Annotated in this window: 16 protein-coding genes; 8 read left to right on the top strand and 8 right to left on the bottom strand. The window is 67.0% G+C overall.

From position 1 onward, the window contains the following. The first annotated feature begins 140 nt into the window (after positions 1-140). From U4960_RS07770 to U4960_RS07755, 4 genes are read left to right on the top strand one after another with little or no spacing between them, the layout of a single operon-like run. A complete protein-coding gene (locus tag U4960_RS07770) occupies positions 141-1,949 on the top strand; it encodes an SLC13 family permease (RefSeq protein WP_324262969.1) in 1,809 nt (602 codons plus the stop codon). A gap of 47 nt (positions 1,950-1,996) precedes the next feature. After that, on the top strand, positions 1,997-4,762 hold the full coding sequence (locus U4960_RS07765) for an ATP-dependent DNA helicase (RefSeq protein ID WP_324262968.1): 2,766 nt from the start codon (positions 1,997-1,999) through the stop codon (positions 4,760-4,762). Continuing rightward, positions 4,759-5,286 (top strand): SixA phosphatase family protein, encoded by a 528-nt coding sequence (locus U4960_RS07760; protein WP_324262967.1) that lies wholly within the window; start codon positions 4,759-4,761, stop codon positions 5,284-5,286. Before U4960_RS07765 ends, U4960_RS07760 begins: the two co-directional genes overlap by 4 nt. Before the next feature lie 16 nt (positions 5,287-5,302). Continuing rightward, a complete protein-coding gene (locus U4960_RS07755; protein ID WP_324262966.1) occupies positions 5,303-6,571 on the top strand; it encodes a metal-dependent hydrolase family protein in 1,269 nt (422 codons plus the stop codon). Between the two features lie 25 nt (positions 6,572-6,596). On the opposite strand, the gene U4960_RS07750 is transcribed toward U4960_RS07755, so the two are convergent. Together U4960_RS07750 and ubiA are read right to left on the bottom strand one after the other, a co-directional pair. After that, positions 6,597-7,223 carry an SOS response-associated peptidase gene (locus U4960_RS07750; RefSeq protein ID WP_324262965.1) on the bottom strand — a complete coding sequence of 209 codons (627 nt, stop codon included), beginning with the start codon at positions 7,221-7,223 and terminating at the stop codon, positions 6,597-6,599. Next, positions 7,223-8,134 carry a 4-hydroxybenzoate octaprenyltransferase gene (ubiA, locus tag U4960_RS07745; protein ID WP_324262964.1) on the bottom strand — a complete coding sequence of 304 codons (912 nt, stop codon included), beginning with the start codon at positions 8,132-8,134 and terminating at the stop codon, positions 7,223-7,225. Before ubiA ends, U4960_RS07750 begins: the two co-directional genes overlap by 1 nt. 258 nt (positions 8,135-8,392) lie before the next feature. Here ubiA and U4960_RS07740 point away from each other — a divergent pair, with 258 nt between their 5' ends. Genes U4960_RS07740 through U4960_RS07730 form a run of 3 tightly spaced genes read left to right on the top strand, consistent with a single transcriptional unit; the run spans position 8,393 to position 10,893 of the window. Continuing rightward, on the top strand, positions 8,393-9,163 hold the full coding sequence (locus tag U4960_RS07740) for a 16S rRNA (uracil(1498)-N(3))-methyltransferase (RefSeq protein WP_324262963.1): 771 nt from the start codon (positions 8,393-8,395) through the stop codon (positions 9,161-9,163). Between the two features lie 42 nt (positions 9,164-9,205). Continuing rightward, a complete protein-coding gene (locus U4960_RS07735; RefSeq protein ID WP_324262962.1) occupies positions 9,206-10,576 on the top strand; it encodes a glutamate--cysteine ligase in 1,371 nt (456 codons plus the stop codon). Between the two features lie 14 nt (positions 10,577-10,590). Further along, complete coding sequence (locus U4960_RS07730) at positions 10,591-10,893, top strand: putative quinol monooxygenase (RefSeq protein WP_324262961.1); 303 nt, start codon at positions 10,591-10,593, stop codon at positions 10,891-10,893. Here U4960_RS07730 and U4960_RS07725 read toward each other — a convergent pair whose 3' ends face one another. From U4960_RS07725 to U4960_RS07705, 5 genes are all read right to left on the bottom strand, one after another. Then, positions 10,894-12,270, bottom strand: a complete 1,377-nt coding sequence (locus tag U4960_RS07725; RefSeq protein WP_324262960.1) for a methyltransferase family protein — start codon at positions 12,268-12,270, stop codon at positions 10,894-10,896. A gap of 54 nt (positions 12,271-12,324) precedes the next feature. Continuing rightward, positions 12,325-13,677, bottom strand: a complete 1,353-nt coding sequence (locus U4960_RS07720; protein ID WP_324262959.1) for a PQQ-binding-like beta-propeller repeat protein — start codon at positions 13,675-13,677, stop codon at positions 12,325-12,327. A 19-nt stretch (positions 13,678-13,696) separates the two neighbouring features. After that, complete coding sequence (locus tag U4960_RS07715; RefSeq protein ID WP_324262958.1) at positions 13,697-14,476, bottom strand: tetratricopeptide repeat protein; 780 nt, start codon at positions 14,474-14,476, stop codon at positions 13,697-13,699. 126 nt (positions 14,477-14,602) lie between these two features. Beyond that, positions 14,603-15,754 carry a glycosyltransferase gene (locus tag U4960_RS07710; RefSeq protein WP_324262957.1) on the bottom strand — a complete coding sequence of 384 codons (1,152 nt, stop codon included), beginning with the start codon at positions 15,752-15,754 and terminating at the stop codon, positions 14,603-14,605. Continuing rightward, positions 15,751-16,611, bottom strand: coding sequence for an alpha/beta fold hydrolase (locus U4960_RS07705; protein ID WP_324262956.1), 861 nt, complete (start codon positions 16,609-16,611; stop codon positions 15,751-15,753). The genes U4960_RS07710 and U4960_RS07705 overlap by 4 nt, the downstream gene beginning before the upstream one ends. 92 nt (positions 16,612-16,703) lie before the next feature. Between U4960_RS07705 and U4960_RS07700 the strand changes: the two genes are divergently transcribed. Further along, entirely contained in the window at positions 16,704-18,101 is a 1,398-nt protein-coding gene (locus tag U4960_RS07700) for a protein adenylyltransferase SelO (RefSeq protein ID WP_324262955.1), read from the top strand. A 12-nt stretch (positions 18,102-18,113) separates the two neighbouring features. Here U4960_RS07700 and U4960_RS07695 read toward each other — a convergent pair whose 3' ends face one another. Further along, the gene (locus tag U4960_RS07695) at positions 18,114-18,659 is read right to left on the bottom strand and encodes a hypothetical protein (RefSeq protein WP_324262954.1); all 546 of its coding nucleotides are present in this window, start codon (positions 18,657-18,659) and stop codon (positions 18,114-18,116) included. Between the last annotated feature and the right edge of the window lie 17 nt (positions 18,660-18,676).

Here is an 18,676-nt window from a genome sequence, read left to right as displayed (position 1 = left end):
TTGCGGCAATGCGCGGGCGGCGCAAGCCGGAATTTGAGTCAGCCAGCCGGCGCCGGACCAACCACCATCACCCCCGAACCTTCCTGCCAGCGACAATACCCTGTAACCAAAGCTTCCTGCCGAATCACTGGATGCCCCGTTTGCCCGAGTTCATTGCCCAGTTCCTCACCGCCAACAGCGCGATCCTCGGCGTGCTGCTGCTGGTGGGCCTGCTGGTTGCCTTTGCGCTCGAACGGTTGCCGCCAGTGGTCATCGCCAGTGCGGGCGCAGTGCTCATGCTGGTGCTGGGCTTCATCAGCCCCCAGGACATGCTTTCGGTCTTCAGCAACCCTGCCCCGATCACCATTGGCGCCATGTTCATCCTGAGCGGCGCACTGCTGCGCACCGGGGCGCTGGAGGCAGTGTCCGGCTGGGTGATCCGCCGCACCTTGCGTCATCCGCGGCTGGCCGTCGGCGAAATCGGTGCTGGCACGATTGCCGCCTCAGCCTTCATGAACAACACGCCGGTGGTGATCGTGATGATCCCCATCGTCAAGCGGCTGGCCCGGGTGCTGAAGATTTCGCCAACGCGGCTGCTGATCCCGGTTTCCTACCTCTCCATCCTCGGCGGCACCCTTACCCTGATCGGCACGTCGACCAACCTGCTGGTTGACGGCGTGGCGCAAAGCCTGGGCGAGGAGCCCTTCGGCATTTTCGAGATGACCGCTGTCGGGCTGGTCAGCGGCGCGGCGGGGATCGCTCTGTTGCTGCTGTTCGGCCGCCGGTTGCTGCCGGACCGGCCGGAGCACGCGATTGACGAGCAGGGTGAGAATGACAGTTACCTGTCCTCTCTCCTGCTGGTCGAACAGAGCAACCTGGTCGGGGCGAAGATCGGCGAATCCTCGCTGGTCAGGCGCCCGGGGGTCAAGGTGGTCGGCGTTTCCCGGGGCGGCGAGATTGCGCGCAAGGATATCGAGCAGCACGTTCTCGAGGCAGGCGACCAGCTGATCGTCTCGGCATCACCGGCTGAGCTCGCCTCGCTCGCCGAAGCCCACGACTTCCGGGTCGGCCTGACCGGGGTCGGCGGCGGCGTGGTCACTGCCGGGGCGGAGCGGCCGAAAGACCTGCGGCTTATCCAGGCGATGATCTCCTCCACCCACCCGATTGTCGGGCGGCGGCTGGCCGACATTCCGCTGCTTTCGCGGCTTCGGGTCCGCGTGCTGGGCCTCGCCCGGCCACGGCACCTTGCCGGGCCTGACCTCGCCAACGCCCGCGTGCGCGCCGGTGACCGGCTGCTGATCGCCGCCGGCAATGACGCGATTGTCTCGCTCCAGGCCAATGTCGGGCTGGCCGACGTGGCCGAGGCACCGGTGCGGGCCTTCCGCCGCACCAAGGCCCCGATCGCAATCGCCACGCTTGCGCTGGTGGTCATGGGCGCAGCCTTGTTCGGCTATCCGATCGAGGCGCTCGCGCTGGGCGGCGTGGCGCTGGTGCTGCTGACCCGCTGCATGGAGCCCGAGGACGCCTGGCGCTCGATTGACGGCAACACCCTGGTGCTGATCTTCGGAATGCTGGCGATCGGGATCGGTTTGCAGAATGCCGGGACAGTGGAACTGATCGTGGAGCATCTTCGCCCGCTGCTGTCCGTCTCCTCGCCGCTGGTGCTGCTGGTTGCGGTCTATGCCATCACCAGCGCGCTGACGGAGACCGTCACCAACAACGCCGTGGCGGTGATCATGACGCCAATCGTGATCGGCCTGGCTGATGCCGTGCCGCTGGACGAACGCCAGCTGATCATGGCGGTGATGTTCGGCGCCAGCGCCAGCTTCGCCACGCCGATCGGGTATCAGACCAACACGCTGGTTTACGGGGCGGCAAACTACAAGTTCACCGACTTCCTCAAGATCGGCATCCCGATGAACATCGTGGTTGGCATCGCCACTTGCATCGCCATCGTCAGCTTCGTCTGATCGCCCCCTGTTCAAGCGGGTGACGGACCGGTAACCGTTACTCCGCAATGCCTGCCGAGCCGCCCGATCCACGCGCCCTGTCCGCGCTGCCAGCCCTGCCCGCGCTGCACGCTTCCCACGCGGGCACCTGGCTGCGCGATGCCGCCGGCCAGACCCGGGGTTGCTCCAAGGGAGAAGCGATTACCGCCACCGCCGATACGCCGGTGCTGATGCTCAACGCGCCGCTGGTGGCGAGCAGGCTGGGCTATCCTGACCTGTCAGGCCTCGATATTCTCGAACTGTTTGCCTTCATCCATCCGGCACGGTTCTGCGTGCCGACGCCGAAAGGTCTGGCCCATACCCTCGGGCTGCAACAGCCGCAGGGTGAGGATGGCGTGCCCCTGTTGCTGCAACAGGCCGCTGGCGTCTTGCTGCAGACGTGCGGAAGCGACGACTGGGCTGAGCGCGAAGGCGCGTGGAGCGCCCTGCAATCGCTGGCCCGCCTGCGCTGGCCCTGGGCACAGATCCTGCTGCCCCATGTTCGCCGCCCCGAGCAGCCTGAGCGCTGGCTGTTCAGCCGCCTGCCCGAATGGGAAGATGCGCCCGAGCGGCCCCAGCCCGCCCAGGTCGTCCTGGCGGAAGCCGACATTGCTGCGCAGCTCGACCATCTCACCGGCAGCGAGGCGGAACGGCGCGAAGGGCAGCAGCTCTATGCCCGGTCCGCCGGGCAAATGTTCGCGCCCCGCCGCCAGCGCGGCCAGCCGCACATGCTGCTGGCGCAGGCCGGGACCGGGATCGGCAAGACCCTCGGCTACCTCGCCCCGGCCTCGTTGTGGTCCGCAGCGTCGGGCGGCACGGTCTGGGTCTCGACTTTCACCAAGAACCTCCAGCGCCAGCTGAAGGACGAGAGCGCCCGTGCCTGGCCCCCTGCCCGCCCCGATGGCTCGCGCCCGGTGGTGGTGCGCAAGGGACGCGAGAACTACCTCTGCCTGCTCAACCTGGAAGACGCCCTGCAAGGCGGCTTCGGCGGGCGCGCCGCCATGCTGGCCCATCTGGTGGCCCGATGGGCGGCCTATTCGCGCGATGGCGACATGATCGGGGGCGACCTGCCCGGCTGGCTCGGCACCCTGTTCCGCAAGCGGGGGATCGCGGCGCTGACCGACCAGCGCGGCGAATGCGTCTATGCCGGCTGTCCGCATTATCGCAAATGCTTCATCGAGCGCGCCAGCCGCGCTTCGGCCCAGGCCGACCTGGTCATCGCCAACCACGCGCTGGTGATGATCAACGCCGCCCGCGCGCGCGATCCCGTCAATCGCCCGACCCGGATCGTGTTCGACGAAGGCCATCACGTGTTCGAGGCGGCCGATTCCACTTTCGCCGCTGCCCTCACCGGGCAGGAGGCGATCGAGCTGCGGCGCTGGATTATCGGGCCGGAGAAAAAGGCCAAGGGCCGCCGCCGCGGCCTGGCCGCCCGGCTTGCCGATGTCGCCAGTTATGACGACGCAGGCGGTGAGGCGATCGAGGCGGCGGTGACGGCTGCCCATGCCCTGCCCGCCGAAGGCTGGCTCCAGCGGCTGCACGATGGAGAGCCGCACGGCCCGCTCGAAAGCCTGCTCGCCGCGGTTCGCGCCACCACCTATGCGCGCGATGAAAGCGGCGGGCAGGAAGCGGGCTACGGCATCGAGACCGAAGCCGCCGGGCTGCCCGGTGACCTGGTCGAGAAGGCGCAGGACGGCTCGGCCGCCCTCGCCCGCATCCGCCAGCCGCTGATGAAGCTCGCCCTGCGGCTGGAGGCCGTGGTCGAGAACGCGCCCGACTGGCTTGATGCACAAGGCCGCGCCCGGATCGAAGGCGCGCGCCATTCACTCGCCTGGCGGGTCGACCTGCTGGCTGCCTGGGAGGCCCTGCTCGGCCGCCTGGGCGGCCCGGCCGACCCGCAGTTCGTTGACTGGCTGGCAGTCGATCGCAGCGAGGCACGTGAATTCGACATCGGCATCCACCGCCGCTGGCTCGATCCGATGCAGCCCTTTGCCAAGGTCGTGCTGGAACCTGCGCATGGCGTGATGATGACCAGCGCGACCTTGTGTGGCCGGGGCGCTGACGGGGCCGACTGGGACAGCGCTATCGCCCGGTCCGGCGCGCCGCACATCGACCTGGTTCCGGCGCTGGTGGAGGCGGAAAGCCCGTTCGACTACGCCGCGCGCGCGCAAGTCCTGATCGTGACTGACGTGCCGCGGGGGGATCTTGCCGCGCTGGCCGGGGCCTATGCCCGGCTGATCGAAGCGGCGGGTGGCGGTGTGCTCGGCCTGTTTACCGCGATCCGGCGGCTGCGGGCGGTCTATGGCCGCATCGCCGACCGCCTGGCGCGTGTCGGGCTGCCGCTCTATGCCCAGCATGTCGATCCGATTGACACCGGCACCCTGGTCGACATGTTCCGCGACGACCCCAAGGCCAGCCTGCTGGGCACCGATGCCTTGCGCGACGGCGTCGACGTGCCCGGCGAATCGCTGCGCTGCGTGGTGATGGAGCAGGTGCCCTGGCCCCGCCCGGACATTCTCCACCGCGCCCGCCGCGCCGCCGGGGGCGGATCGGCCTATGACGACCGCCTGATCCGGGCGCGGCTGGCGCAGGCGTTCGGCCGCCTGATCCGCAGCAAGGACGATGCCGGCCACTTCGTGATGCTTTCCTCTGCTTTCCCCAGCCGCCTGCTCTCTGCGTTCCCTCAAGGCACCCCCGTCATGCGGGTGACACTGGAGGAGGCTTTACAACGTGTCGCCAGCCGTGCTTCTGGCACGGCAGACGCGCCGATGGTGGAGGATGAGCAGCCAACGTGAAGAAACTCGGCCTCCTGCGCCACGCCAAGTCCGACTGGGATGACATGGCCACCCGTGACTTCGATCGCGGCCTCAACGACCGGGGACGGCGCGGTGCTGCCCTGATGGGCGAATACTTCAACCGCAAAAACCTGGCGTGGGACGCGGTGCTGGCCAGTCCGGCCGAGCGGGTCCGACGAACACTGGACCTGACCCTGCCCGATGCGGCGCCTGTGTGGGACGAGCGGCTCTATCTCGCCAGCGCCGAAACGATTTTCGATGTAATCCGCGAACGGGCCGGTGAGGCCGGAACGGTGCTGGTATCGGGGCACAACCCCGGAATGCAGGAAGCCCTGCTCGCGCTGGTGCCGCCCGCTGCGGAAAACAGCCTGTTCGACGAGGCCGCGCGCAAGTTCCCCACCACCGGATTTGCCCTGCTGGAGCTGGCGATTGACGACTGGTCGCAGCTCGCCGAAGGCTGCGGCAAGCTGACCCACTTCAAGCGCCCGCGCGATCTCGACCCGGCGCTGGGCCCTGAACATTGACGCGAGGAAACTGCCCATGAACCGCTCTGCCCTGTCGCTTGCCGCCCTTGCTGCCGTGATCGCCGGCGCCGCCCCGGCGGCGGCCGAAACGGTCTACATCAAGGCTGACCGCCTGCTGGAGGTCGAAACCGGCAAGTATGTCGATGCACCGCTGGTGACCGTGACCGATGGCCTGATCGCGTCGGTGACGAGCGGCGGCGCTGCTCCGGCGGGTGCCGAGGTGATCGACCTTACCGGCCATACCCTGCTGCCCGGCCTGATCGACATGCACGTGCACCTTGACGGGCGCCCGGAGTACGGCGGCTATTCCAGCCTCCAATTCACGGACCGGTTCGCTACCGTGCTGGCAGTCGCCAATGCCGAAAAGATGCTCAAGGCCGGGTTCACCACCGTGCGCAATCTGGGTGATGGCGATTACAACGTCGCCGGGCTGGATCAGGCCATCGGCGAAGGCTGGGTGCCGGGGCCGCGCATCATCAACGCCAACTACTCGCTCGGCGCGACCGGCGGGCACTGCGACCAGACCTACCTGCCGCCCAGCTTCAAGGCCAAGAGTCCGGCGGTGGGCGACAATCCGGACGAGCTGCGCCTGCGGGTGCGCGAACAGCGCAAGTACGGTGCCGAAGTAATCAAGGTCTGCGCCACTGGCGGGGTGTTCAGCCGCAACACCGAGCCGGGGCAGGCGCAGCTGACCCTCGCCGAGCTGACCGCGATTGCCGAGGAAGCGCATTTCTGGGACCTGAAGGTCGCCGCCCATGCCCACGGGGCGACCGGCATCAAGCTGGCCATCCGCGCCGGGATCGATACCATCGAGCACGCCAGCCTGGTCGACGACGAAGGCATTCGCCTGGCCGCCGAGAAGGGCACCTTCTTCGCGATGGATATCTACAACACCGACTACACTCAGCGCACCGGCAAGGCCAACGGGGTGCTGGAAGACAACCTGCGCAAAGACCGCGAAGTGGCCCAGATCCAGCGCGACAACTTCCGCAAGGCGCACAAGGCGGGCGTCAAGATGGTCTTCGCCAGTGACGCGGGCGTGATGCCGCACGAGGAAGTCGGCGGGCAGTTTGCCACGATGGTCGAATACGGCATGACCCCGCTGGAGGCGATCCGCGCCGCCACCGTGACCGCCGCCGCCGCGCTCGGCCAGTCGGGCAAAGTCGGCACCCTGCGTCCCGGTGCCTACGCCGACCTGATCGCAGTCGACGGCGACCCGCTGACCGACGTCACCGCGCTGGCCGATGTCGACTGGGTGATGAAGGGCGGCAAAGTGGCGGAGTAAGATTCGCCCCCAAAAGGGGAGGACTTTAGAGCAGCGTTGCGGGTGCCGCACCTCCAGCCCATGGCTGCGCTGTCCGGTTGATCGCCAGCTCGCCTGACCACGCCGCGCACAAGCCCATCGCCTCCTCCGGCGAGCCTTGTGTCCACCCGGCCCATGCCTCTCGCCCCAGCAGCACCGGCATCCGCTCGTGCACATCCGCCGCCGCGCAACCTTCCGAGGCAGTCATCACCATCGCGTAGCACGCGCCCCATTCGTCGCTCTGCCGCCATACACCAGCGGCGGCGAACAGCGGTTCATCGGGCAGGCTGAGCCAGGTGCGGGTCATCTTCCCGCGCCGGCCTTGCGCCTCGGCCCAGCCGGTCAGCGGGATCAGGCAGCGCCGCTCGGCGAAGCTGTGCCGCCAGAAGAAGCTGTCGAGCTTGTCGCTGCGGGCATTGTTGACCGGCTTGGGCTTCAAGGGCTGGCCCTGCTTGCCCTTGAGCACCAAGGGAAAGCCCCAGGTCATCCGCCGCACCTCGCCTGTCGCCACCACCAGCCCGGGGTAGCCGGGATAGACCTCCGCGCCGAAGTTTGCCCCGCCAGTCGCCTCGACCGCATCGAACCATGCCGCGACTTCGGCCGGCGTCCTGGTCATGCGGTAGAGATTGCACATTACGCGTTGCCCACCACGAAGCAGGCGGCGGCAACCAGCGCCCCGGTCCAGCGGTTGGAGCGAAACCGCTCGAGCGGGTTGGCCCCGTCGGCCGGATCAAGCGTCATGACCTGCCAGCCGAGGTGTGCCGCGGCGGGGATCAGCGCCAGCAGCGCGATCCAGTCCGCCCGGTAGAGCCAGAACGCCAGCGCCCACAGCGCCACGGCGAGCGCGTAGAACAGCAATGTCCCGCCGCGCACTTTCTCGCCCAATCGCAGCGCCGAGGAGCGGATGCCCACCAGTGCGTCATCCTCCCGGTCCTGCAGGGCGTAGATCGTGTCGTACCCGATCACCCAGAACACCGTGCCGAGGTATAGCGCGGCCAGCACGTCCCAGTTGTCGCCGCGCAGCTGCGTCCAGCCGACCAGCGCGCCCCAGCTGAACACCAGCCCCAGCCACGCCTGCGGCCACCAGGTGATCCGCTTCATGAAGGGATAGGCCGCAACCAGCGCGACGCTCGCCAGCGCGACAATCTGCGCCTCCCAGCGCAATTGCAGCAGCACGACCAGCCCGACCAGCGACAGCGCGGCGAGCCAGGCCCAGGCCTTCTTGCGGCTCACCCGCCCGCTGGCGACGGGCCGCGCAGCGGTGCGGGCGACCTGCCGGTCAAGATCGGCATCGACAATGTCGTTGTAGACGCACCCCGCCCCGCGCATGGCGATGCTGCCGAGCAGCAGCCAGCCGAGCAGCGGCCACTGCCAGCCTGCGCCCGCCAGCCACACGCCCCAGACACAGGGCCAGAACAACAGCCACCAGCCGATCGGCCGGTCAAACCGCGCCAGCAGCGCGAGGTCGCGCAGCCCCTGCGGCAGGCGCGCGACAAGGCCGTGATGTTCGCTATCGGGGACAACGGTTTCGCCCGGGCCGGTCATGGATGTGCTTCGCCCGAACTTGACGAAGTTGACACGGTGTCAAGCGCTTGATTCGGGATATTATTACGCAATTTCATGCCTTTACCATATTGTGCCGTACTTGACAGTCGGGACACACCCCCGCCCCGCCCCCCTATGCAGCCTGAGCCGCCTGAGCCGCCTGAGCCGGATAACAGGACCATTCGAACGCTGGCAGATTTTGCCGCTGTAGGAAATCACCGCTTTTGCCCGGTCAGGCGATGTGGTTATGGCAGGTCCATGCCCGCAACCCCAGCCTGGCCGCCGCGAAGTGCCCCCCGCCTGTTTGTCGGCGAAGAACTGGCGCTCGGGCGCACGGTCACGCTGGAAGGGAACCCGGCGCATTATCTCGGCAAGGTCATGCGGGTGGCCCCCGGCGACGCGGTGATCCTGTGCGACGACATGACCGGGGAATGGGCCTGCACGGTAATCGAAGCGGGCAAGCGCACCGTGGTGGTGGAGGCAGACCGGCACCTGCGCCCACGCGAACCGGTGCCGGATGTGTGGCTGTGTCCGGCCCTGCTCAAGAAGGACCGGTTCGACCTCGTGCTGGAGAAGGCGACCGAGCTGGGCGTAGCGCGAATCCAGCCGGTGCTGACCCGCCGCTGCGTGGCCGACAAGCTCAACCCCGAACGGGCACGGACCGTGGTGACCGAAGCTGCCGAGCAATGCGCCCGCACCGCCCTGCCCGAGCTGACCGCGCCGGTTTCGCTCGACGCCTTGTTGCGAGGCTGGCCGGCCGGACGCGCCCTGTTCTTTGCCGACGAACTGGGCGGCGAACCCGCCGCGCAAGCCTTTGCCGCCCACGGCACGCCCGCCGCGATCCTGGTCGGTCCGGAAGGCGGGTTCGATGACCGGGAGCGCGAGCTTCTGCGCGCCCATCCGGCGGTGAAACCGATCACCCTTGGTCCGCGAATACTGCGCGGGGAGACAGCGGCGATTGCGGCGCTGGCACTCTGGATGGGAACCTCGGGGGACTGGCGCGGTGAAAGCACTTCGGCACTCTCATAATTCCGCTGGCGCGGCGGCCGTCGCTTGCCTAACGCGGGCCCTATGAGCACGCGCGAAACCTCCGCCGGGGATGACCCGATCATCGAATCCCGCGACCAGCTGGTCGCCCCGATGCAGCTCGGCGAGAAGCCGAAAAGCGCGTGGAGGATCGGCACCGAGCACGAGAAGCTGGTCTACAAGCGGGATGATTTCCGCGCCCCGAGTTACGACGAGCCCTGCGGTATCCGCGATATGCTGCTGAACATGCAGAAGTTCGGCTGGGAACCGGTGGAGGAAGGCGGAAAGGTTATCGCCCTCAAGGGTGCGGATGGCGCAGTCAGCCTGGAACCGGCTGGCCAGCTCGAACTGTCGGGCGCGCCGCTGGAAAACCTGCACGAAACCTGCAACGAGACCGGGCGTCACCTGAAACAGGTCAAGGAAGTGGGCGACGCCTGCGGGGTCGGCTTCCTCGGCCTCGGCATGTGGCCGGACAAGACCCGCGCCGAGCTGCCGATCATGCCGAAGGGCCGCTACGACATCATGCTGCGCCACATGCCCCGGGTGGGCAGCATGGGCCTCGACATGATGCTGCGGACCTGCACCATCCAGGTCAACCTCGACTATTCGAGCGAGGCCGACATGGTGAAGAAGTTCCGCGTCGGGCTGGCGCTTCAGCCGCTGGCGACCGCGCTGTTTGCCAATTCGCCCTTCACCGAGGGCAAGCCCAACGGCTATCTCTCTTACCGCAGCCATATCTGGAGCGACACCGACCCGCACCGCACCGGCATGCTGCCGTTCGTGTTCGAGGACGGGTTCGGGTACGAACGATGGGTCGATTACATGCTCGACGTGCCGATGTACTTCGTCTTCCGCGACGGGAAGTACATCGACGCCGCCGGTCTCAGCTTTCGCGATTTCCTCGACGGCAAGCTCTCGGTCCTGCCGGGTGAAAAGCCGCGGCAGAGCGACTGGTGGGATCATCTCTCCACCGCCTTCCCCGAAGTGCGTCTGAAGAGCTTCCTTGAAATGCGCGGGGCCGATGGCGGGCCGTGGAACCGGATCTGCGCCCTTCCCGCCTTCTGGGTCGGCCTGCTCTACGATCAGGGCGCGCTCGATGCGGCGTGGGATCTGGTCAAGGACTGGACCATGGACGAACGCGAGGCACTGCGCAGCGCCGTGCCGAAGCTGGCGCTCGATGCCCCGGTTCCCGGCGGCGGCAGGCTGCAGGACATCGGCAAGGAAGCCCTGGCAATCGCGCGCGCAGGCCTGGCCGCCCGGGCCCGGCTCAACACCAGCGGCGACAACGAGACGGGTTTCCTCGAAACGCTCGACGAAATCGTCGCCAGCGGCAAGGTTCCGGCCCAGCGTCTGCTTGACTGCTACAATGGCGAATGGGCGGGCGACATGAGCCAGGTCTACAAGCTGAGCTTCTGACAGGGAGATACCGGATGCTGATCGTGCTGGCCAAGGCCACCATTCCCGCTGGCGCACTCGACGCCGTGCGCGGAGCCATAGCCACGATGGTGGCCGCATCGCAGGCCGAGGAAGGCTGCCTTGCCTACAGTTTCACCTCCGATGTGCTCGATCCCGGCACCATGCACATTGTCGAGAAATGGCGCGATGAAGACGCGCTGAAGTTCCATTTCTCCACTCCGCACATGGCTGCCTTCCAGGCTGCGATTGCCGGAACCGGGATGCAGGTGACCGAAGCGCTCAAGTACGAGACGGGCGAAGGCGCCTCGCTGTTCTGATCATTCCGCCGGGTGCGGTTGCAGCACCGGCCCGCGCGGGCGCAGGCGGCGCGCGAAGCGGCCGAGCGGTGCGGTAATGACCCCGTGCTCGCCCATCCACGCATGGTATTGGCGGTACTTGGCGTCTTCCATCAGGAGATGCGCCTCCTCCGTCCGCGCGCGCCAGTAGTAGATCCCGCTGACGGCGGCGAGGAACACCGTGTTGCGGATCACGTCCACCGGTGAGCCACTGGTGACGAGGAATGGCAAGGTCGCGCTCCACCAGAACAGGTTCTTGGACAGGTAGGCCGGGTGGCGGGTGAACCGATAGGGGCCGTGGGTTATAACCCCGCGATAGGTCAGGTTGGAAAAGCGGATTCCGAACACGACCGTGGCCCAGGCATAGACGCCGGTGAGGAACACCAGCCATGCGCCCCAGAACCACAGCAGCACCGCATGATTGCCAAACCAGTGCGCCCAGCCCGGGGTGTTGACCTCGTAGGCGATCATTCCGGTGGGGCCCATGAAGGCGTAGACCAGCGGCGGATAGCAGATCAGCGCCGCCAGCCAGCCCGCCAGAAACGGATTGCCGCTGCGGATATGGGCATCGAGCGGGCGCAGGGTCAGCAGATAGCCGACTGTGCCGATCTGCACGTCGATCACGAACAGCAGCTCGATCAGGATAAGGGCGAAACGCACCGGCTGATTGGTGATGTCGGTGAGGTCGGCCGCGACCACCGCGGCAAACCCGCCGGGGAGTATCGAAATCATGAATGCGCCGAAAAAGCCCTTGATGATCCACGCGCGCCAATGCTTCTTCACCTCGTCCGGATCATAGGGTTCGCGTCCGATCAGCATGGCACCGAAATGCCAGGCGTGATCACGCGGCTCCTTCGTCACCCGGTCAAGCCACAGGACATAAGGCACCGAGAGCACGAACAGCGGGATCGCTGCCACGCCCAGCACCTTCATCGCGAACAGGTACTGCCCGTCCCAGTACCACCGGCCCAGGCAATAGAGCCCGGCAAGGATCAGCCAGGTCGCCCACAGCCCGGCCAGCTTGACCAGCGATGCGGGCAGGACATCGGCCAGCGGGCGCTTGTTGTCCCAGTCGATCCCGGTCGAAGGATTGCGGTGGACCTTGTCGACCAGCACTGACCACAGAACCATCGGCACGCTGGAGAACAGCATCGCGGTGAGCGCAGCGTGCGGCCCGGTCAGCCGCTCGCGCGGGCCGGGCAGCGCCAGCCAGTCAGCAAAGGCCGGATAGTTGCGGCAGAACAGGATCCACACGAACAGCCCCAGCAGGCCCGCCAGGCCCACGCCTGCGGACACGTCGCTTCGCGGCAGGCCTTCAGCCTTGGCCGGGCTGCCAGCAGGGGCTTGGCTCGCGCTCATCACGCGAGGGAACTAGGATAAAAGGGTTAAAGCCGGCGTAACGCGCCTGCCCGCTCAGCGGAAAGCGTGGATCCGGCCGTCGTCGTCCAGCACGTAGAGCGTGTTGTTCGCGACCACGGGCGCCAGGCTGACCGAAGCCCCCAGATCGGAATGGAGGCTGGCTGAACCTTCGCCAGTGCTGACCTGGTAGAGCTCGCCCCGGCTGCTGGCGACCCACAGGTTGCCCCCGGCCAGCACAGGACCGGTCCAGAAGATCGGGCCTTCCTTGTCCTCTTCATCCCGGAAGCGGGCGAGCTGCGTGATCCAGCGGATCTTGCCGGTGGAGCGGGCAATGGCGAGCAGGCGGGAATCGTCTGTGAGAGCGAAAATCCACTCACCGGCGATGGCCGGGGTCGAGATCCCGGCGACGTTGAGTTCCCACAGGCGCTGTCCGGTGACCAGTTCGTAGGCTGCCATGCGGCCGCCCTGGCCCAACGCATAGACGCGGCCCTGGTCGATGATCGGATCGGCGTCGATATCGGTCAGCGAGCCAACCTGGGTCGAGATCGAGGTCAGTGCCAGCGCGTCCGACCACAAGGTGCGGCCGTTCTCGTACCGGTAGGCAACCAGCTCGCCCGAGCTGTAGCCTGCCACGATCGTGCCCTGCCCGGCGGCCGGGGCGGCAACGCCGAACACACCGGCCTGCGAGATCGATCCCGTTTCGCTCCAAACCGGCTCACCCGTGGCGGCGGTCATCGCGTGGATCTGGTTGTCCTGCGTCATCACGAACACAGTGTTGAAGGCGACCGTGGGCGATCCGCGCAGCGGGCCAGCCGGCTTGACCTTCCACACCTGGGTGCCGGTTGCCGCATCGAGCGCCACGACTTCGCCCACGCCGTTGGTGGCATAGACCCGTCCGCTGTCAAAGCTGGCCCCGCCCCCGAAAGCGGCGTTCTGCAGGTTGCCGGCCAGTTCCATCTGGTAGGACCAGCGCCGTGCCCCGGTCTGCGCGTCAAAGGCGTGAACCGTGCCGGAGGTATCGACCGAGAACAGCATCCCGTCGCCCACCACGGGCGATGCGGCCAGCCGGCGGCGATTGTTGGATCCGGCAATCTGCGCAGTCCAGGCGCGTGACACGCTGCCGCCCAGGGCTAGGTGCCCGTAAGACTTGCTTGCCGTGCCGCCAGCCTGCGGCCATGCCGGATTGCTCTGAGCCGGGGGCAGGACAACGGCAATTTCTGCCAGGGCAGGATCGACCACCGCACCGCTCTCGATCTTCGAAAGGATGGGCACACGGGTCCCGATGGTCGGCGTGGTCTTGTCGTCGCCCCCGCCGAACAGCCCGCCGCTGCAAGCGCCGAGGCTTGTTGCAAGCAGGGCCACGGCTGCAAGGCGCAGTGAACGGGTACCGACTGGTTTACGCATCATGGACTTCGTTTCCTGCATCTTATTCGCCCGATGGTGCCGGTGCGGCGCTACCGTCATCGAGCCGCGTCGCTTCGAGCACTTCGTTGACGTCTTCGATCGCATCGACCCCCAAAAGGCCGGCCATCTGGCGCGAACGCGACCTGAGCCCTTCCGGCACGTCCTCGCTCCTGGCGATTTCGGCGAACAGGGTTCCGGCCTCGCGGCGCTTGCCCTGTTCCAGATAGGCCATGGCGACCATTTCCCCGGCGCTGCCGAAATAGGCGTTGCCGGGCACCGCCAGCGGCTTGAGCCGGGCAATCACTTCGTCCGGCTTGCGCGTGTCAAAGGTCGCGGCGATCTCGCGAACGGTGGCGAGGTCACGCAGCGCGGGCGGGCTATCGCCCGATGCAGCCACTTCAGCATAGAGGCGGGCTGCGTCGGCCGGCTTGCCCTGCTCCATGATCACACCGGCCTTGAGCAGCTTGGCCATGGCCGCAGCGCCGTCGTTCCCTTCGGCAATCAGCGTTTCCAAGGTGGCTGCGCCGGAATCGAGGTTGCCGGATTCGATCTGGTCCAGCGCGCTGACGAGAGTTTCGGAATCGGCCTCCAGCGAGGCCTCCTGCTGCCCGTCCCACCACAAGTAGCCGGCAAAGGCCAGCAGCCCCGCCGCCACCACGCCAAGGATGGGCTTGCCATAGCGTGCGGCAAATTCCGCAAACTGGTCCTCCCGCACGGCATCGTCGATCTCGCGCATCAGGACTTCGTCCTGCGCGGCTTTCTTCTCTTCGGCGGTCTTGTTGCTGGTCGGTGTGAGGGCCACAGAGGCTCTTTCGCTATGCTGTCTATCCGGGCGCGGTGTTAAGCGGATGGGCGAGCCAATTCAACTTACAATCCTGCATCGGCCAGTGCCTGTCCCCCGCCGCGTGAACAGAGGGTGAAGGCCGGTTCAGGGTTTGGGCAGGCCGTCGCCCCCCAGGGCAGACGAATAGAGCCGGCGGTAGGCGGCGATCATGGCCTTTTCATCAAAGGCTTCACGCGCCCTGGCCCGGTTGGCCTCGCCAAGGCTCGACCGCAGGTTCGCATCCGTGGCAAGGGCAGACAGGGCGGCGCCAAGCCCGGCTTCGTTTGCGGCAATGAAAGGGCGGTTCGGCTCAGCCACCATCGCCGCCACGTCGCCCACATCGGTGGAGGCGACAGCGCAGCCTGCAGCCATCGCCTCGATCAGCGAAATGGGGGCCTGTTCACTGTCGGACGACAAGGCGAAAATGTCGAACAGACCGGCGAAGCGGGCCGGATCGGAGGCGAAGCCGGGCAGGTGAACGCGGTGCTCGATACCGAGTTGCAAGGCCTGGGCGCGGATTGCCTCCCGCTCCGGCCCCTCGCCAACGATCACCAGCTGCCACTGCGCGGGCAACCCGGCAAAGGCGCGGACCAGCCGCGTCAGGTTCTTGACCGGGCGCAGGCCCGCGAGTGTCCCCACCCACAGCTCGTCCGGGCGCTTCACCACGCCGCGCAGGGCATCGGCGCGGCACCGCTTGCCGAAGCGGGCGGTATCGACCCCGTTGGGGATATGCCTGACCCGCCCGATCGGCTGGTCCCACACTTCCAGTGCAATCCGCTCCAGCGTTTCGGAGGGCACGACCAGCCCGCTGGCCCGGCCCAGGGCGATGCGGCGATACCAGTTGCGCCCCCATTTGAGCTTGTCCCGCTCGTCGGCGTTGAACCCGTCCTCATGGTGGATCAGCCGCGGCAGGCCCAGTGCTTCGCCGAACAGGGTATGCGCCATGACCGCATCCATCGCCCCCCAGTTGTAGGTGAGGATCAGGTCGTATCCGGCCATCGCCCTGGCCAGCCGCTGCAGCCGGCCCGGTGTGGGCCGCCCGACAAGCGTCGGCAAATCTGCCGGGTAACGGACGGGAATTGAGGCGGAAATGTGCTTTGCCGCTTCCATCCGCTCGGGCTCTGCCGATACGATGCTATGCTCCACCCGCGGCCCGAAGGCGTTGATCAGACGGGCGCAGCGAAGCTCTTTTCCGCCCGCCGAGAAGGTCGAATGGAGATGCAGGATGCGCGGGAAAGCGCCGGGCTTTCTGCTCATGGAAGGCGGGCAAGCAGCCGGTCGATAGCGGCCACGGCTTCCGGCTCATCGAGCGTGGGGGCATGGCCCACATCGGCAATGGTGACCGCTTCGGCATCGGGATGGCGGCGCAGCATTTCCGCCAGCGTTTCAGGCTTCAGCAGGTCGGATGCGCCCCCGCGAACAATCAGCAGCGGTGCAGCCGCAAGCGCCTCGAACGCAGGCCACAGGTCAGGCGGCACAGCCCCTTCGGCATCGCGGAACGGCTCGGCAATCGCCATGTCGTAATCGAACCCGATCCGGCCGTTCTGCTGCACCACCATGCACCGCTTGGCCATCGCCAGCCAGTCCTCGATGGCAAAGCCGGGGTGCGATGCCCCGTGAACTTCCTGCAAGGCGCGGGCCGCGTGCATCCAGGTCGGGAAACTGCGTGCCTGCCCCAGGTATTCGCGAATCCGGTCAATACCGGACGGATCAACCTCCGGCCCGATGTCATTGAGCACGGCCCCGGCAAGGCGCTGCGGCGCAATCGAGGCCATCAGCATGGTCATCAGCCCGCCGAGCGAAGTGCCAACCGCAATGAACTGCGCGATCCCCTCCTGCTCCAGCAGCGCGATGACATCGCCGACATAGGTGACCGGATTGTAGGTGGCGCTGTCGCGCGCATATTCGCTGTCACCGCGCCCGCGCATGTCGAGGGCGAGGATCCGGCGTTCCCCCGCCAGATGCGCTGCCAGCTGCTCGAAATCGCGCGCGTTGCGGGTCAGCCCGTGCAGGCAAAGAACCGGCAGGCGATCGTCCCGGCCCGGGTAATCGCGAAAATGCAGTTTCAAGCCGTCAGGGCTGGTCCAGAAGCGGTCCTGGTAACTGGTGTCCATCTGCGCTCTGCCAACCCCCGGAAATGCTGCTCTGGAAAAACAATGCGGCGCCCTGCCTTGCCAGCACGGACGCCCGCGCCCACTATCGCGCGATGCGACCAGAACCGCAAGCCGCGCCGTATCGCCCCGATCCCGCAATCCTGCCCCTGGCCCCCTGGCTGGGCGACCCGGTGGCTGCGGCTGACTTTCCCGGCACGACGATCCGTTTCCGCAACCACAGGTGGGACAGGGCCGTGGGGCTTGACCGTCTGACCGATGCGGAGTGGGAACGCCACTTCGGCCGGTTCGAACCGCTGCCCGGCAACCTGCCCCAGCCGCTCGCCCTGCGCTATCACGGCCACCAGTTCCGGGTCTACAACCCCGAAATCGGGGACGGGCGCGGGTTCCTGTTTGCCCAGCTGAGGGACGGCGAAGGGCGATTGCTCGACCTCGGCACCAAGGGATCGGGCCAGACGCCATGGTCGCGCAGCGGCGACGGGCGGCTGACGCTCAAAGGCGCGGTCCGCGAAATCCTCGCGACCGAAATGCTGGAGGCGCTGGGCGTCAACACATCGAAGACCTTTTCCGTGATCGAAACCGGCGAGAAGCTGTGGCGCGGCGACGAGCCCTCCCCCACCCGCTCTGCCGTGCTGACCAGGCTCAGCCACGGACACATCCGCTTCGGCACCTTCCAGCGGCTGCTGGCGCTGGAGCAGGCCGACGAGATGGCGCAGCTGGTCGACTACTGCCTGGCACAGTTCCCCGGCCCGCTTCCGCCGCAGGATGCGCCCGGGCGTGAGCAGCCAGCGGTAATCCTGCTCCATCAGGTGGTGGAACGGGTGGCCGATCTGGCTGCTGCATGGATGGTGGCAGGGTTCGTCCACGGCGTGCTCAACACTGACAACATGAACATTTCGGGCGAGAGTTTCGACTATGGCCCTTGGCGTTGGCTGCCCACATGGGACCAGGGGTTTACCGCCGCCTATTTCGACCATGGCGGGCTCTATGCCTTCGGCCGTCAGCCGGAGGCGGTCCACTGGAACTGCGGGCAGTTGGCGGTGGCACTGCGCCTGCTGGCAGACGCCCCGCCGCTGATCGCCGCGCTGGAGCGGTTCGGGCCGCTCTACATGGCAGCGGTCGCCCGGCGCTGGTGCTGGCGTCTGGGCGTGGAGCCCAAGGGCGGCGAGGCCGACATGGCCCTGGTGGCGGCCTGCGAGGCAACCATGCGGGACAGCAGAGAACAACCTGACGCCTTCTTCCACCGCATCCGCGCCCGCCAGCTTGTGGATGGACCGGTCAAGGACGCCCTCGCTGGCTATCATGACTCACGCTATGCGCGTGCCTGGTGGCGCGAGGAAGCACCGGTTTCCCTGCTGATCGATGAGGTCGAGGCGCTCTGGTCCGCCATTGACGAGCGTGACGACTGGCGTCCGCTCCATGATAAGGTCACGCAGATCCGGCGCATGGGGGAAGCGCTGGGGCCGGTTCCCGCACCGGCAGGCCATGGCTGAAGCCGGAACGGCCTAGCGTGCGGCCGGTGCCTGCTGGACCATTTCGGCAGGGGTGATGTTGATCGCGTAGAGTTTCCAGCGCCCCTGTTCCCACTGGTAAGTGAAGTCGAAAGCCAGCGAAATCGGGCGGAGCTGGAACAGGCCTTTCACCTGGAACAGGTCCTCGCGCACCAGCCGTGGCGCCTCAAGGTATGTGGGCGGCACGAGGAAGGCGTTCGACAGATCGATCTGCGAATTGCGCAACCCGGCAAAAATCTCCGACAGGCGCGACGCGGTGTTGGCAATCTGGAACCCTTGCGAGGATATGTCGCGCAGCACCGAATAATTGCCCGAACGGTTGGCATGGTCGACTGCGGCAAAAGTGGACCAGATCAGCTTCGACAGTTCGAGCTGGCTGGGCGTCGGGCGCATGGAAGCCGGCGGCTGGACGGTCGGCTGCCCCTGCACTTGCTGGACCTGCGCAAAAGCAGGAGCGGTGGCGGCACAGGCCAGGGCGGCAAAGAAAAATGCCGGAGCGCGAAGCCCCGGCATCTTCCTGTTTCGGGCGATCAATTTCATGACCGCAGCTGTAACGG

Source organism: Altererythrobacter sp. H2 (assembly GCF_035319885.1).
Taxonomy (GTDB): Bacteria; Pseudomonadota; Alphaproteobacteria; order Sphingomonadales; family Sphingomonadaceae; genus 34-65-8.
The sequence above is the reverse complement of the archived record's forward strand: the minus strand, read 5'-3'. Positions and strand labels throughout refer to the sequence as shown.